The following is a 15,429-nucleotide window of genomic DNA, read 5'->3' as shown; positions in this document are numbered from 1 at the left end:
GCTTTTTCGATTTCTGCACAGCTAAAACTTAACCGGCTTTGGGATGCTCCTGCATGCCATGGTGGCCGCCGCGATGGCCACCGTGCTTGCCGGCAGGCACGCTGTCGTCAAACACTTTCTTTTGCTCCGGCGACAGCACGGCATAAAAGGTTTTCAGCGAGGCCAAACGGCTTTCCTGGCCGGCGATGCGTTCCTTCGACATGGCGATCCACTGCTCCATGCGTTCCGGTGCCGACAGCTTGGCCATCGCTTCGCGCTTGGCTTTCCAGTCGCCCATTGGTTTTTTCGGCGCATTGGCGGCCGTGAACGTGGCCCAGGCCGGTTCCTGCGCGGCCGTCAGTTTCAGCTTGTCGTGCAGACGGGCCTGGTACTTGGCCATGCGTTCGGCAGGGTTGCTTGCGCGGTGCTGGCCGCGCTGGCCATCATGTTGCATCTTGCTGCTGGCGGGAGGCGCGCTGGCAGCCGCTTCCTGGGCGTGGACGGTCAGCGATGCCGCACCCATGGCGAGTATGCTCATGGCGATGATCAAATTCTTGCGCAAGGTTGTCATTGAGGCGTTCATCTGGATTCCTTTGTAAAAGATGAGGGATGTACATGTTGCTGCACATGAATCCATGTTGGACGCGCCATGTTTCCCCGAAGTGTCCGCTGCCAGACAGTTTGTATCTATATGTTTCTTCGGGTCTCCTATATACAAGACGATACAAATGCGCTGTGCAAGGGTGAGGGAAGTGGGGATAATTCGTACCATGGAACCCACTTCTACAATTCTCATCGTCGACGATGACCGCGACATCCGCAGCTTGCTGGCGGACTACCTGGAAACGAACGCTTACCGCACCCTGGGCGCGGCAGATGGCACGGCCATGTGGAAAATCCTCGACGAAACGCGGCCCGACCTGATCGTGCTCGATTTGAACTTGCCTGGCGACGACGGCTTGACCTTGTGCCGCAAGCTGCGCGCGCAATCGACGGTGCCCGTGATCATGTTGACGGCGCGCAATGAGCCGCTGGACCGCATCCTGGGCCTGGAAATGGGCGCCGACGATTATTTGCCGAAACCGTTCGAGCCGCGTGAATTGCTGGCGCGCATACGCAGCGTGTTGCGCCGCAGCCATGCCATGCCATCGAACGTGCCGTCGGACAAGGCCCAGCAAATCCGCTTTTCCGGCTGGACCCTGGACTTGACGGCGCGTCACCTGCTCAATCCCAGCGGCCTGGTGATCATGCTGTCGGGCGCGGAATTCCGCTTGCTGCGCGTGTTCCTGGAACACCCGAACCGCGTGCTCAACCGCGACCAGTTGCTGAACCTGACGCAGGGACGCGACGCCGACCCGTTCGACCGTTCGATCGATATCCAGATCAGCCGCCTGCGGCAAAAACTCGGTGAAGATGCCCGCTTGCCGCAAATCATCAAGACCGTGCGCAACGGCGGCTACGTGCTGGCCGGCCAGGTCAATGTGGAGCCGCACGCGTGAAGGCCTTCCTGGGATCGATGACGGGCCGCGTCTTCATGTTCCTGCTGATCGGCATCGTCGCTTCTGCCGCGCTGACGCAGTGGCTGGCCGTGGGCGAACGCCAGCGCACCATCGAGCAATACCGCGACTACCACGCCGTCGAGCGGGCCGAGCAGCTGGTGATGGCGGCCGACGTGGTGCCGCTGGCCTCGCGCGCCGCTTACCTGAAAGTGGCCAACAAGGGTAGCGTGCGCCTGGAACTGCGTCCCGCGACGGAGCATGCGCCCGGTGCGCCGACGGTATTTTCCAGCGCCCTGCAAGCCAAGCTGGGCGAGGGCTTCAAGGTCAGCGCGCTGGCTGAACGCCCGGCCGCCTGCGTCAAGCCGCGCCAGTCGCCGGGCATGTTCGGCGCCAAGCCATGGGGCGGTACCTGTGAAAACCTCGACGTGCGTATGCAGGACGGCCACGTGCTGCGCCTGATGGTCTTGCCGCCACGCCAGCAGCCGCCGTTCAATGAACATAACGACTGGATGACCCTGCTGCCTTTCCTGATCAGCATCGCCATCCTCGCTTACCTGGTCACGCGCATGACCATGCGCCCGCTCAAACAATTGGCGCAGGCGGCGAAAGACCTGGGCAACGACATCAACCATCCGCCGCTGACCCTGTCGGGCGCCAGCGAGATCCGCCAGGCCAGCGCCGCCTTCAATGCCATGCAGGCGCGCATCCGTCAGCACATTTCCCAGCGCACGCAAATGCTGGCCGCCATCACGCATGACTTGCAGACGCCGCTGACGCGTTTGCGCCTGCGCCTGGAAAAAGTGGCCGATACAGAATTGTACGACCGCCTGGTGGGTGACCTGTCGGCCATGCAGAGCATGGTCAAGGAAGGGCTGGAACTGGCCCGCTCGATGGATAGCACGGAAGCGATGCAGGCGCTCGATCTCGACTCCCTGCTCGACAGCGTCTGCTCCGACGCGGCCGATGCCGGCCAGAAAGTCACCCTCAGTGGACAGGCGGCCATGGCCTTGATGGCGCGCCCGATCGCCATGCGGCGCTGCCTGGTGAACTTGATCGACAATGCCGTCAAATATGGCCAGTACGCGCAGGTCACCGTCGAGCGCATCGCCGGCGCGGCGCGCATCCGCATCCGCGACGGCGGGCCAGGTATTGCACCAGATCAACTGGCCAAGGTATTCGAACCGTTTTACCGCATCGAGACCTCGCGTTCGCGCGAATCGGGCGGCACGGGCCTGGGCCTGACCATCGCGCGCAATATCGCCGAGCAGCATGGCGCCACGGTTTCATTGCTGAATCATGTCGACGGTGGACTGGAAGTCACCCTGATCGTGCCAGAGTATTACGCAGGAAAGTGAGCATTTCCATGCGACAATATTGTGCTTTATGCCCCCTGGCAACTACATTCAACCTGCAGCCCTGCGCTGCTACAGCGTGACAGAACAATGAAAAAGACTAGTCTGGCAATCCTCGTGGGTGCGGCCCTGTGTATCGGTGGCAGCATCTGGTATTTCAATCATCAGTCCGGCGCGTCGACCGGCGGGCAGGATGGCAAAGGGGGCAAGGGCGGACAGGCGCCGACGACGGTGAGCGTGGTCGCGCCGCTGCGCCAGGATGTGCCGATGGTGCTGCAAGCCAATGGCAGCGTCATGCCCATCAGCAGTGTTGACTTGCATCCACAGACGACCAGCACGATTACCAAGGTGCATATCCGCGAAGGGCAGTTCGTCAAGCAGGGCGAACTGATGTTTACGCTGGACGCGCGCAGCGAGCATGCGAATGTCGACAAGGCGCAGGCGCAGGTATTGCGCGACCGCGCCTCGGTGCAGGATTTCGAGCGCCAGCTCAAGCGCAACCAGGATTTGCTGAGCAAGAACTTCATCGCCCAGGGCGCCGTCGATACCCTGCAAAGCCAGCTCGACGCGGCACGCGCCTTGCTGGCCGCCGACCAGGCCGCTTTGCGCGCCGCCCAGGTCGACTCCAGCTACACCGTCCTGCGTGCGCCGCAGGCGGGCAGGGTGGGCGCCATCAATGTCTACGCGGGCAGCCTGGTGCAGCCGACCACGTCGCTCACCAGCATCACCCAGCTCGACCCGATCGACGTGTCGTTCACCTTGCCGGAAAGCAGCCTGTCGGGCTTGCTGGCGGCGCAAAAGGCGGGCGAGGTGCCTGTCACGGCGCTCTTGTCCGATGCGGGCGGCAAGCAGCTCGACGGCAAACTGAACTTCATCGACAATGCCGTCGATCCGGCCACGGGCGTGATCAGGATCAAGGCGCGCTTCAATAATGGCGGCACCGACCTGTGGCCAGGCCAGTACGTGAATACGCAGCTGACCGTGCGCACCCTCAAGGATGCGCTGGTGATCCCGCAAAACGCCATCATCACGAGTACCGCCGGCACCTTCGTGTACTCGATGGAAGCGGACAATACGGCCAAGATGCGCAAGATAAGCCGCGTGTATGCATTCGGACCGAACGCCGTCGTCACCGGCCTGGCGGGCGATGAAAAGGTCATCGTCGATGGCAAGCAGAACTTGCGCCCAGGCAGCAAGGTGCGCCTGGTGGAAAAACACAAGGCTGCCGATGGCACCGCCGCACCGCAGGGCAAGCCAGCATGAACCTGTCCGAACTGAGCATCCGCCGCCCCGTCATGGTGGTGCTGCTGTCCCTGAGCATCATCCTGGCCGGCGTGCTGGCCTACCTGCAAATTCCCGTGGCGGCCTTGCCGAGCTACAACACGCCCGTCATCAACGTCAGCGCCGACCTGGCCGGCGCCAGCCCGGAAACCATGGCCTCGTCGGTGGCCTTGCCACTGGAGAAACAATTCTCCACCATTTCCGGCCTTAGCCTGATCACCTCCACGAGTACGCTGGGCAATACCTCGCTGACCCTGGAATTTGACGCCAGCATCAATGTCAACGAGGCAGCCGTCGACGTACAGGCGGCGCTGCTGCGCGCACAGCGTCAGTTGCCGACGGAAATGACGGACTTGCCTTCCTACCGCAAGGTCAACCCGGCCGATGCGCCCGTTTTGTTCATCCAGATGACGTCGCCATCGCTGAACTTGTCGGACCTCAACGATTATGCAGAAAACCTGATCGCGCCCAGCCTGTCGACCTTGCCTGGCGTGGCCCAGGTCATCGTCAATGGCCAGAAACGCTTTGCCGTGCGCGTGCGCGCCCGTGCCGACCTGATGAATGCGCGCAACCTGACGATGGACGAGCTGGCCACCGCCTTGCGCACCTCGAACACGAATTCCCCGCTGGGCATCCTTGACGGCCCGAGCCAGACCCTGACCATCCAGGGCAATCCGCAAATGATGAAGGCGGCCGATTTTGCCGAACTGATCGTCGCCAGTCGCAACGGCCAGCCCGTGCGCTTGAAAGATGTGGCCGAGGTGGAAGACAGCTTTCAATCGATCAAGTCCGTCGGCAGTTTCAATGGCGAGCGCTCGATCAGCCTGATGGTGCAACGCCAACCGGACGCCAACACCGTGCAAGTAGTCGATGGCGTGCGCCGTTTGCTGCCAGGTTTCAAGGAACAATTGCCACAGTCGATACAGATCAGCCTGGTCAACGACCGATCACTGTCGATCCGCGAAGCCATCCACGACGTCAACCTGACCTTGGCCCTGACGGTGGTGTTGGTGGTGCTGGTGATCTTTTTGTTCCTGCACCGCGCGGCCGCCACCTTCATTCCTGCCGTCACCATGCCGATTTCCCTGCTCGGTGCGCTGGCCCTGCTGTACTGGCTCGGCTACAGCCTCGACAACGTTTCTCTGCTGGGCATCACCCTGGCGGTGGGCCTCGTCGTCGACGATGCCATCGTGGTGCTGGAAAACATCGTGCGCCATATCGAGATGGGCAAGAAACCGATACGCGCGGCCCTGGAGGGGGCGAAAGAGATGGGTTTTACCATTATCTCGATTTCCGTCTCGCTGGTGGCCGTGTTCATCCCCATCTTCTTCATGCCGGGCGTGATCGGCTTGCTGTTCCATGAGTTCGCCGTTGTCGTCTCGCTGGCCGTGCTGGTGTCCGCCGTTGTGTCGCTGACCCTGGTGCCGATGCTGGCCAGCCGCTTCCTGCCTGCCGATACACGCGAGCACAATGACAGCGACCCCAGTCATGGCGAAAAAACCTTTATCGGCCGCCATTTCGAAGCGGGTTTTACGCGCTTGCGCAATGGTTATGTGTTTGTGCTCGACAAGGCGCTGGGGCACCGCAATGTGGTGCTGTGCATCGCCGTCGCCACGTTCGTGCTGACCGTGATCCTGTACAGCACCATCCCGAAAGGTTTCTTCCCCGAGGAAGACCTGGGCCAGATCCAGGTGAATACGGAAGCGTCGGAAGATATCTCCTCGGCGGCCTTGCAAGACTTGCAAGCCCGCGTGGCGGCCGTGCTCAAGGCGGACCCCAGCGTGCAGGACGTGACGTCGTTCGTCGGCGGCGGCAACACGGGCCGCATGTTCATGGTCTTGAAGCCGCGCAGCGAACGGCCGAAAATGCCGGTGGTGCTGGAAAACCTGCGTCGTGCGACGAGTACCGTGCCCGGCATGGCCGTGTATTTCCGTCCCGTGCAAAACTTGCAGTTGGGCGGACGCCAGAGCAAGAGCCGTTACCAGTACACCTTGCAAAGCGTCAGTCCCGATGCTTTGAATGACTGGGCGGAAAAGTTTATTGCGGGCATGCGCACCGATCCCGCTTTCCGCGACGTCACCAGCGATTCGCAGATCAAGGGCTTGCAGGCATCCCTCCGGATCGACCGCGACAAGGCCAATCTGCTGGGTGTGCAAATGTCCGATATCCGTACGGCCCTGTACAGCGCCTTTGGCGAGCGGCAAGTGTCGACCATCTATTCCTCGGCAGCCAGCTATTACGTAATCCTGGAAGCGGCCACGGCGGACCGCCAGTATGACGATGCGCTCACGCGCGTGTCCGTGCGCAGCAAGACGGGCGAACTGGTGAAACTGTCGAGTATTGCTTACGTGGAACGCACGATAGGCCCCACCTCCGTGAATCACCAGGGGCAGTTGCAGGCCGTCACCATCGCTTTCAACCTGGCGCCGGACGTTCCGTTGGGCATCGCCACGGGCAGGATCGACGCGATGGCCAAGGAAATGAGCTTGCCGGCCTCCATCATCACGCGCTACGGCGGCGACGCGGCCGTGTTCCAGAGCTCGCAGTCCAGCCAGATCATCCTCATCATTGCTGCGCTGGCCGTGATCTATGTGCTGCTCGGCGTGCTGTATGAAAGCTATATCCACCCGCTGACCATCCTGGCTGGCTTGCCATCGGCGGCCGTGGGGGCGCTCTTGACCCTGCGCCTGTTTGGCATGGACCTGACCATGATCGCCATCATCGGCATCCTGATGTTGATCGGCATCGTCAAGAAAAACGCCATCATGATGATCGACTTTGCCCTGCATGCGCAGCGCAACGAGGGCATGAGCCCGCCTGAAGCCATCCGTCAGGCCTGCATCCTGCGTTTCCGCCCCATCATGATGACGTCGGCGGCGGCCCTGATGGGCGCCTTGCCGATTGCCCTGGGCCTGGGCGCCGGCGCCGAGTTACGCCAGCCGCTGGGCCTGGCCGTGGTCGGTGGCTTGCTCTTCTCGCAAGTCATTACCCTGTTCATTACCCCCGTCATCTATTTGTTCCTCGACAAGTACAGCGGCACGGGGCCGTTGACGGACGAGCAATTGGTGGCGCTCGACAAGAAGGCTTGAGCCGACACACGGCCACCACCGGCGCCCCGTTCCTCAGTGAATGCGGCGCCGGTTTTGTATGGGCTGTGATACATACGGTAACAACCGTCAAGAGACGGCTCGGGTACTCTGGTTACCGCTGCAAGGAATGCCGCTATCCTGTACGCTTCGGATTGGAAATGCCGAGGAAGTGTTCCCAAAAGCAAGGGACTCTGGCACTATGGCTGCCCTGTAAGATTACTTTTGTCGCTACACAGAAAGCACGATTCATTTTGCATGACACGACCCATTTGATGGCTGCCGATTCCGACGTTTGTCCCACTTGCGGACAAGTGATCCAGCCACCACCGGCCTACGGGTCCAAGACCAGCACCATGCGCAAGGTTGCGCTGGGCGTGTCCGTCTTGCTGCATGTGTTGCTGGCGGCGTATGCCCTGTTGCGCAGCGACAAGATCGAAAAAATCCCGCCGCCGAAGAAGGAAAGTGCGATGGTCTACATCGCGCCCCTGAAGGACAAGCCGCAACCGAAGCCGCAGCCGAAACCCACGCCGAAACCGAAGGATACGAAAGTGGCCAAGGTGAAACCGCCGCCGGCCCCGAGCAAGCGCGTGGTGACCAAGGACGTGCCGCGCGACAAGCCGAAACTGGAAACGTTCACGCCGCCGCTGGTGTCGAAAGTGCCGTTGCCGCCGCCGCCGGCCGAAGACATGAGTTCGATGATCGAGCAGCGCCGCAAGCAGCGCCAGGCGCAAAATCCTGCACCGCCGGCCGAGGAAAGCGAGAACGACCGCGCCATGCGCGTGGCCAAGGCGAATATCGCCGGCGCGCAGGGACGCAATTCCGGCAGTGATCGCGAGGATTCGGGTGGCGTGTTTTCCATCGTCAACCAGACCTCCTTCAGTGCCGAAGTCAAGTTCAAGGGCTGGAATGGCAACTTCAAGCGCAACTGGCTGAAGCAGGAAAAAGTAGAACTGGGCAATGAACCCGATATCGAATCGGCCATCATCAAGAAGATGATCCAGCTGATCCGCGCCGAAAAGCCGGGCGATTTCGTCTGGGAATCGCGGCGCCTGGGGCGTAACGTCAACCTCAGCGCCCGCGTGGAAGACACGGCCGAACTGAGCGCCTTCCTGCGCCAGGAATTCTTTTCGGAGAAGCGGCCAGGGCCGGGACGGCGTTAAACGCTCAGCGCAATAAAAAAAGGCTGCACCGTGTGAACGGGCAGCCTTTTTTACGTAGCGTTGATCTCGATCAAGCCGGTTTGTCCGACTCCGGTTCGACGTCGTCTTCCATCTCGATCAGCTCGACCATCTGGGCCGCGCCATCTTCGCTGATGCCGGCCAGTTCCATGATCTTGTCATTGGCTTCGTCGATGCCGACGCGTTTCAAGGCCGAGAACAGTTGCACGGTGAACGGGAAGCCGATGCCGTCTTCATCCACATAGCTGTCGAGCTTGGCTTTCGCCTGGCGCAGTGCGTTGACCGATTCATTGCGGTTCAGCTTATCGACTTTCGTCAGGATGCAGTGGATCGGTTTGCCCGTCGGGGCGAACCATTCCAGCATCTGGACGTCCAGGTCGGTGAAGGGCCGGCGCGAATCCATGATCAGGACCAGGCCCGCCAATTGCTCGCGGCGCTGCACGTAGTCGCCCAGCAAGCGTTGCCAGTGCAGTTTGGCCGAACCGGAGACTTCCGCGTAGCCATAGCCGGGCAAGTCGACCAGCAGGCATTCGATTTCTTCGACGATGGTGGCATCCTTGCGGTGCTGCGCCACGTGGGCGCCGCCGATGGAGAAGTAGTTGATGTGCTGGGTACGGCCAGGTGTCTTGGAGGCGAACGCCAAGCCTTTCTGATTACACAAGATGTTGATGGCGGTCGATTTACCGGCATTGGAGCGACCGGCAAAGGCGATTTCCGGCACCGTGGTATCGGGCAGGTCACGCAATTGGTTGACGGTCGTAAAGAAGCGGGCTTGCCAGAGTTTTGACATGGGAGTAGTAAAGCAACAAAATGGAGCGATAAGGGAGCGGTAACGCCAAGAAGCTATTGTACAATAAGGGATTGTTAATTGTTGCCGGCGTAGCAGCGATGCGGCTTGCGGCCCTGAAAATAAATCAAAAATCTCAGGAGCGCGGCAATGTCCACCACTAATTTCTCACTGTCTCAGGGTGCCTGAATGAATCGTGCGTTTTCACCGTTTGTCCAATCCATGCTGCTCGCTTTGCTGGCTGTATCGGCAACTGCTTCCGCGGTCGAAGCACCGAAACCGGTCGTCAAGGCCGATGCCGCCAAGGGCGCCACCCTGTATGCTGATGGAGATATGGCGCGCGGCTTGCCTGCCTGCGTGTCCTGCCATGGCGCGGCCGGCAATTCGACCATCACGGTCAACCCGAAGCTGGCCGGCCAGCATGAAAGCTATATTTACAAGCAACTGGTCGACTTCACCACGCCGGAGCGCAATCAGCCCGTCATGACGACGTATGCGAAGATGCTCAGCGACGCTGACAAGAAAAATATTGCCGCCTACCTGGGCGCGCAGCTGTCCAAGCCGAGCGCCGCGAAAAACAAGGATACGATTGACCTGGGCAAGAAAATCTACCGTGGTGGCATTGCTTCCAAGCAAATCGCCGCCTGCGCCAGCTGTCATGGCGCGACGGGCAATGGCATGCCCGTCCAGTATCCGCGCATTGCTGGCCAGCACCAGGATTACACGGTAGCCCAGCTGGCCATGTTCCGCAGTACCAAGGCCGACGCCCGCAAGAACAGCGCGCAAATGCACACCATCGCCGCCCGCATGTCGGATGACGAAATCGCCGCCGTAGCCGACTATATCGCCGGCCTGAAGTAAGTTTTCATAGTGGCAAGAGATTGCCAGGCGCACCAGCGCGCATGAACAAGGGCGGCCATTTCAAACAGGCTGCCCTTTTTTATGGCAGGGGCCAAACAGGAGTATGCTGCCGCCTTGCGCGCAGACATACTGTGTGCTCCTTGCCCACTTTCCTGAAGATTGCATATCCAGTATGAGTATCAACGTATGAGCACAGGCACGACCGGAATCGAGTTAAAGACCCAACGCCGCAGCCTGGCTGAATTCGTCGAGCTGGTCTCGTCGATGCGCTTTGCCATCAGCCTGCTGACCCTGATCGCCGTCGCCTCCATCATCGGCACGGTGCTCAAGCAAAACGAGCCCATGCCCAATTATGTGAACCAGTTCGGTCCGTTCTGGTTCGCCGTCTTCGACAAGCTGAGCCTGTATTCCGTGTATTCGGCCTGGTGGTTCCTGGTGATCATGGGTTTCCTGGTCGCCTCGACCTCGCTGTGCATCGTGCGCAATGCGCCGAAGATGCTCAAGGACATGCGCAGCTGGCGCGACAATGTGCGCGAGCAATCTTTGCGCAATTTCCATCACAAGATGGAATGGCGGGCGCCGCTGCCGCGCGACGTGCTGGCGCAGCAGATGGTGATGCGCCTGAAAGACGCCGGCTACCAAGCCAAGGTGGTGGAAAAGGACAAAGCCACCCTGGTAGCGGCCAAGCGCGGCGCGGCCAATAAATGGGGCTATATCTTTGCCCACGGCGCCATCGTCATCATCTGTGTGGGCGGCTTGCTCGACTCCGAAATGCCGATACGCGTACAGCAATGGTTCTTTGGCAAGACGCCGTTTTCTGGCAGCGGTGTGATCGCCGATATTCCCGCCCAGCACCGTTTGAGCCTGTCGAACCCCACTTTCCGCGGCAACACCATGATCCCGGAAGGCTCGTCGAGCAACACGGCCATCATTCCCCAGGCAGATGGCGTGCTGATCCAGGATCTGCCCATCACCATCCTGCTGAAAAAATTCCACATCGATTTCTACAGCACGGGCATGCCCAAGCTGTTCGCCAGCGATGTCGTCATCACCGACCATGTCACGGGTGAAAGTTTTCCTGCGACTATCAAAGTCAACCAGCCGCTGCTGTACAAGGGCCTGGCCCTGTACCAGTCCAGCTTTGAGGATGGCGGCAGCAAGCTCAAGTTGACGGGTTTTCCCATGACGGGCAAGACGACGAAACGCTTCGATATCGGCGGCGAAGTGGGCGGCAGTACGCCGCTCGAGCGCAGCGATGGCAATTCCTACACGGTGGAATGGTCGGCTTTTCGTCCGTTTAACGTGGAAAACCTCAGCGCCGGCCAGGATGTGCGCGCCGTCAGCAAGGCGGAAAGTTTCAACGATAAATTTGCCGTCGGCCTGGACAAGCGCCTCGGTTCGGCCGCGAAGAATGCGAATAACAAGGATCTCAAGAACGTCGGTCCTTCGGTGCAATACAAATTGCGCGACAAGACGGGCCAGGCGCGCGAGTACCAGAACTACATGCAGCCAGTCACAGTGGATGGCACGACGGTGTTCCTGGCCGGCATGCGCATCAACCCCAGCGATGCCTTCAGCTTCCTGCGCATTCCAGCCGATGACAATTACAGCGTAAACGAATGGATGCGTTTGCGGGCCGCGCTGCAAGATCCCGCGCTGCGCCAACAAGCTGCCGCGCGCTATGCGGCCCGCGCCATGCCGCAGCCGGGCGCGGAAGCCCTGCGCGGCCAGTTGCAGGAATCGGCGGCGAAAAGCCTGGGCATCTTTGCCGGCAATGGGCAAGAGGGCGGTTTCCTGGCCATTTCGCGTTTCCTGGAGAAAATTCCTGCCGCCGAGCAAGAAAAAGCGGCCGATATCTTCATGAAAATCTTGAATGGCAGCCTGTGGGACTTGTGGCAGGCGGCGCGCGCCCAGGATGGCTTGAAAGCCATTGAGGCCGATGACAAGCACGGCCGCTTCCTGCAGCTGGCCACGAATGCGTTGTCCGACAGCTTCTTCTATGGCGCGCCTGTGTATCTGCAACTCGACGACTTCACGGAAATCAAGGCATCCGTGCTGCAGGTGACGCGTTCGCCGGGCAAGAGCGTGGTGTACCTGGGTTGCCTGTTCCTCGTGATCGGCGTGTTTTCCATGTTTTATATCCGCGAGCGCCGCCTGTGGGTGTGGATCAAGGATGGCGAAGGCGGCAGCGAAGCGCTGATGGCCATGAGCACGCAACGCAAGACGCTGGATTTTGAAAAAGAATTTGAGACTTTGAAGGCAAAGCTGCCGCAATCGGCGTAAGCTGCGCTGTGTCTGGGACGCTTGCGCGTCGCCAGGAATGGAGAAAATGATGGAATTGGCAAACAAGCAAATATATACGCAGGAACCAGGATTTTTCAAGCGCCTGAGCCTGATCGATTGGCTGTATGGCGCCGGCTTGCTGGCCGCCTCCCTGTTTGGCCTGATGCGCTTTGGCGCCTTCATGGATATCTATGAAAAGGCCATCTTGCTGGCCGCGGCGCCCACGTTCGCGTGGCTGGGCTGGTACTGGAAGCCCGTGCGCTGGCTGATCCCCGTGGCGGCCGTGCTGTCGCTGTTCGCCATCGAGCTGTACGCAGGCCATCTGGAGATGGCGAACCAGAAATTCTTCCTGAAATACATCTTGTCGAGCCAATCCGCCATCCTGTGGATGGGCACGCTTTTCGTGCTGTCGACCCTGTTTTACTGGATTGGCCTGGTGGCGCGCTCGGAATTCGGCTCCTCCGTCGGCTCCCTGCTGTGCTGGGCCGGCGTGGTGCTGGGCCTGACGGGCATGCTGGTGCGCTGGTACGAGTCTTACCTGATCGGTGCCGACGTGGGCCACATTCCCGTGTCGAACCTGTATGAAGTGTTCATCCTGTTTTCCTTGATCACGGCCATGTTCTACCTGTACTACGAGCAGCATTATGCGACGCGCCAGCTGGGCGCCTTTGTCATGCTGGTCATTACAGCGGCCGTGGTCTTCCTGATGTGGTACACGGTCACGCGCGACGCGGCCGAAATCCAGCCGCTGGTGCCGGCCCTGCAAAGCTGGTGGATGAAGATCCACGTGCCGGCCAACTTCATCGGCTACGGCACGTTCGCCCTGTCGGCCATGGTGGCGGCAGCGTACCTGCTCAAATCGAGCGGCTATCTGGTTGACCGCCTGCCGTCGCTGGAAGTGCTCGACGACGTCATGTACAAGGCCATTTCCGTGGGCTTTGCTTTCTTCACGGTAGCGACCATCCTGGGTGCCCTGTGGGCGGCCGAAGCGTGGGGCGGCTACTGGTCGTGGGACCCGAAAGAAACCTGGGCGCTGATCGTCTGGCTCAACTATGCAGCCTGGCTGCACATGCGCCTGATGGCGGGCTTGCGCGGCCGCGTCGCCTCGTGGTGGGCGCTGGTGGGCTTGCTGGTGACGACGTTTGCCTTCCTGGGCGTGAATATGTTCCTCTCCGGCTTGCATTCTTACGGCAAACTTTAATGACAGAAGCGTCATGAACGGCCTGGGAAAACTGGTGTAAGGTACATTCAATCACCTTTTTCCCGGAGCCGCCATGTTGATCAAGCGCAGTCCCAACGGCATTGAATTGCCGTATTCTTCCGAAATCACGCCGCGCGCCGTGTTTGAATCGCGCCGCAGCTTCATCAAGCAAGTGGCGCTGGGCTCGATGTCCAGCGCGGCCTTGCTGGAAATGGCCAGCCGCGAAGCTTTCGCGCAAGGCACGAATCCCAAACTGGCAGCCAAGCTCAATCCCGCCTATTCGGCGCTGGAAAAGCAGACGGCCTATAAAGACGCCACCAGCTACAACAATTTCTACGAATTCGGCACGGACAAGAGCGATCCGGCGCAAAACGCGGGCACCTTGCGCACGCGGCCATGGACGGTCAGCATCGAAGGCGAAGTGAAAAAGCCGATGACGCTGGACCTCGATGCGCTGCTGAAGCTGGCGCCGCTGGAAGAGCGCGTGTACCGGCTGCGGTGCGTGGAAGGCTGGTCGATGGTCATCCCGTGGGTCGGTTATTCCTTCTCGGAAATCATCAAGAAGGTCGAGCCGACAGGCAATGCCAAGTATGTGGAATTCATCACCCTGGCCGACAAGAAGCAAATGCCGGGCGTGGGCAGCCGCGTGCTGCAGTGGCCCTATACGGAAGGCTTGCGCATCGATGAAGCGAACCATCCGCTGGCACTGCTGACCCTGGGCATGTATGGCGAGACCTTGCCGAACCAGAATGGTGCGCCCGTGCGCATGGTCTTGCCGTGGAAATATGGTTTCAAGTCCGCCAAATCCATCGTCAAGATCCGTTTCGTCAAGGAGCAGCCGCGCACGTCCTGGAACCTGTCGGCCCCGTCCGAATACGGTTTTTACTCGAATGTGAACCCGAACGTCGATCATCCGCGCTGGTCGCAAGCTTCCGAGCGGCGTATCGGCGAAGACGGTTTTCTCACGCGCAAGCGCAAGACCCTGATGTTCAACGGCTATAACGACGTGGCCTCGCTGTATGCTGGCATGGACCTGAAGAAGTTCTTTTAAGGAAAGACCATGGCCCTCAACCCCACGCCGAGACAATTGTCGCTATTCAAAAGCCTGGTCTTTCTGCTGGCGCTGCTGCCCTTTGCACGCATGGTCTGGCTGACGTACACGGGGCAACTGGTGGAGCCGCTGGAATTCATCACGCGCGGCACGGGCGACTGGACCCTGTATTTTCTCTGCATCAGCCTGGCGGTGACGCCCTTGCGGCGCCTCACGCAGTGGAATTGGCTGATCAAGCTGCGGCGCATGCTGGGCCTGTTTGCGTTTTTCTACGCGGCACTGCATTTCACCACCTTCCTGTGGTTCGATCACTTTTTTGATGTGCAGGAAATGTGGAAGGATGTGCTCAAGCGTCCGTTCATCACGGTGGGCTTCATCGCCTTCGTCTTGCTCATTCCGCTGGCCGTGACGAGCACGAACGGCATGGTGAAACGGCTGGGCGGCAAGCGCTGGCAGTGGCTGCACCGCTTGATCTACATCATCGCGCCGCTGGGTATCCTGCACTTCTGGTGGATGAAGGCGGCCAAGCACAATTTCGCGCAACCAATCCTGTTCGGCAGTATCGTCGCGCTACTGCTGTTAATACGCGTGGTTTTCGCCTGGAACAAGCGAGAGAAGGGCGCCAGGGCGGCGAAGGCAGCTACCCCGGTGCGTTCCGTTTAGGTGGCCGGCACGATCACGGGCGGCGGTGGCACGGGGGCCGGCTCAACCGGGCCTTTGGCTGGCGCGCCCTTGGCCGCGGGCGGCTTGGGCAGGTACAGGGGACCGGGCTGGCCGCAGCCCGCCAGGACGCTAGAAACCACAATGGCGGTGCCGATATAAAACGCTGAGGATGACTTCACGATTAGAATCACGGTTTGATTAAGAT

At 60.3% G+C, this 15,429-nt stretch carries 13 protein-coding genes; 10 read left to right on the top strand and 3 right to left on the bottom strand.

Features of this window, described 5'->3' with window-relative positions:
• Positions 1–28: 28 nt before the first annotated feature.
• Complete coding sequence (locus ACQ4WP_RS22810; protein ID WP_436524655.1) at positions 29–562, bottom strand: Spy/CpxP family protein refolding chaperone; 534 nt, start codon at positions 560–562, stop codon at positions 29–31.
• A 187-nt stretch (positions 563–749) separates the two neighbouring features.
• Between ACQ4WP_RS22810 and ACQ4WP_RS22805 the strand changes: the two genes are divergently transcribed.
• The 5 genes from ACQ4WP_RS22805 (at position 750) to ACQ4WP_RS22785 (ending at position 8,360) form a co-directional block, all read left to right on the top strand.
• Complete coding sequence (locus ACQ4WP_RS22805) at positions 750–1,478, top strand: response regulator (RefSeq protein WP_034753223.1); 729 nt, start codon at positions 750–752, stop codon at positions 1,476–1,478.
• Entirely contained in the window at positions 1,475–2,833 is a 1,359-nt protein-coding gene (locus ACQ4WP_RS22800) for an ATP-binding protein (protein ID WP_436524653.1), read from the top strand. Before ACQ4WP_RS22805 ends, ACQ4WP_RS22800 begins: the two co-directional genes overlap by 4 nt.
• An 87-nt stretch (positions 2,834–2,920) precedes the next feature.
• Entirely contained in the window at positions 2,921–4,093 is a 1,173-nt protein-coding gene (locus ACQ4WP_RS22795) for an efflux RND transporter periplasmic adaptor subunit (RefSeq protein ID WP_436524651.1), read from the top strand.
• On the top strand, positions 4,090–7,200 hold the full coding sequence (locus ACQ4WP_RS22790; protein WP_436524649.1) for an efflux RND transporter permease subunit: 3,111 nt from the start codon (positions 4,090–4,092) through the stop codon (positions 7,198–7,200). The genes ACQ4WP_RS22795 and ACQ4WP_RS22790 overlap by 4 nt, the downstream gene beginning before the upstream one ends.
• Positions 7,201–7,472: 272 nt before the next feature.
• A complete protein-coding gene (locus ACQ4WP_RS22785) occupies positions 7,473–8,360 on the top strand; it encodes a hypothetical protein (RefSeq protein ID WP_436524647.1) in 888 nt (295 codons plus the stop codon).
• A gap of 70 nt (positions 8,361–8,430) precedes the next feature.
• Here ACQ4WP_RS22785 and yihA read toward each other — a convergent pair whose 3' ends face one another.
• On the bottom strand, positions 8,431–9,168 hold the full coding sequence (gene yihA, locus ACQ4WP_RS22780) for a ribosome biogenesis GTP-binding protein YihA/YsxC (RefSeq protein ID WP_102121149.1): 738 nt from the start codon (positions 9,166–9,168) through the stop codon (positions 8,431–8,433).
• Positions 9,169–9,354: 186 nt separating this feature from the next.
• On the opposite strand from yihA, the gene ACQ4WP_RS22775 reads away from it, so the two are divergent.
• The 5 genes from ACQ4WP_RS22775 to msrQ all read left to right on the top strand — a co-directional run bounded on the left by ACQ4WP_RS22775 (position 9,355) and on the right by msrQ (position 15,224).
• Positions 9,355–10,026, top strand: coding sequence for a c-type cytochrome (locus ACQ4WP_RS22775; protein WP_436524644.1), 672 nt, complete (start codon positions 9,355–9,357; stop codon positions 10,024–10,026).
• A gap of 186 nt (positions 10,027–10,212) precedes the next feature.
• Positions 10,213–12,309: a cytochrome c biogenesis protein ResB gene (locus tag ACQ4WP_RS22770; protein WP_436524642.1), complete on the top strand. Its 2,097-nt coding sequence runs from the start codon at positions 10,213–10,215 to the stop codon at positions 12,307–12,309.
• Positions 12,310–12,358: 49 nt separating this feature from the next.
• Complete coding sequence (gene ccsB / locus ACQ4WP_RS22765) at positions 12,359–13,510, top strand: c-type cytochrome biogenesis protein CcsB (RefSeq protein WP_436524672.1); 1,152 nt, start codon at positions 12,359–12,361, stop codon at positions 13,508–13,510.
• A gap of 73 nt (positions 13,511–13,583) precedes the next feature.
• Positions 13,584–14,561 carry a protein-methionine-sulfoxide reductase catalytic subunit MsrP gene (msrP, locus tag ACQ4WP_RS22760; RefSeq protein ID WP_131688276.1) on the top strand — a complete coding sequence of 326 codons (978 nt, stop codon included), beginning with the start codon at positions 13,584–13,586 and terminating at the stop codon, positions 14,559–14,561.
• Between the two features lie 9 nt (positions 14,562–14,570).
• Positions 14,571–15,224 carry a protein-methionine-sulfoxide reductase heme-binding subunit MsrQ gene (gene msrQ / locus ACQ4WP_RS22755; RefSeq protein WP_436524640.1) on the top strand — a complete coding sequence of 218 codons (654 nt, stop codon included), beginning with the start codon at positions 14,571–14,573 and terminating at the stop codon, positions 15,222–15,224.
• Here msrQ and lptM read toward each other — a convergent pair.
• Positions 15,221–15,403, bottom strand: coding sequence for an LPS translocon maturation chaperone LptM (gene lptM / locus ACQ4WP_RS22750; RefSeq protein WP_034778304.1), 183 nt, complete (start codon positions 15,401–15,403; stop codon positions 15,221–15,223). The two genes, msrQ and lptM, sit on opposite strands and share 4 nt — an antisense overlap.
• Positions 15,404–15,429 lie beyond the last annotated feature (26 nt).

The organism is Janthinobacterium lyxosi (genome assembly GCF_051380665.1).
Classification (GTDB): Bacteria; Pseudomonadota; Gammaproteobacteria; order Burkholderiales; family Burkholderiaceae_D; genus Janthinobacterium.
Note: the sequence above shows the minus strand (reverse complement) of the source record. Positions and strands in the feature narration are given on the sequence as shown.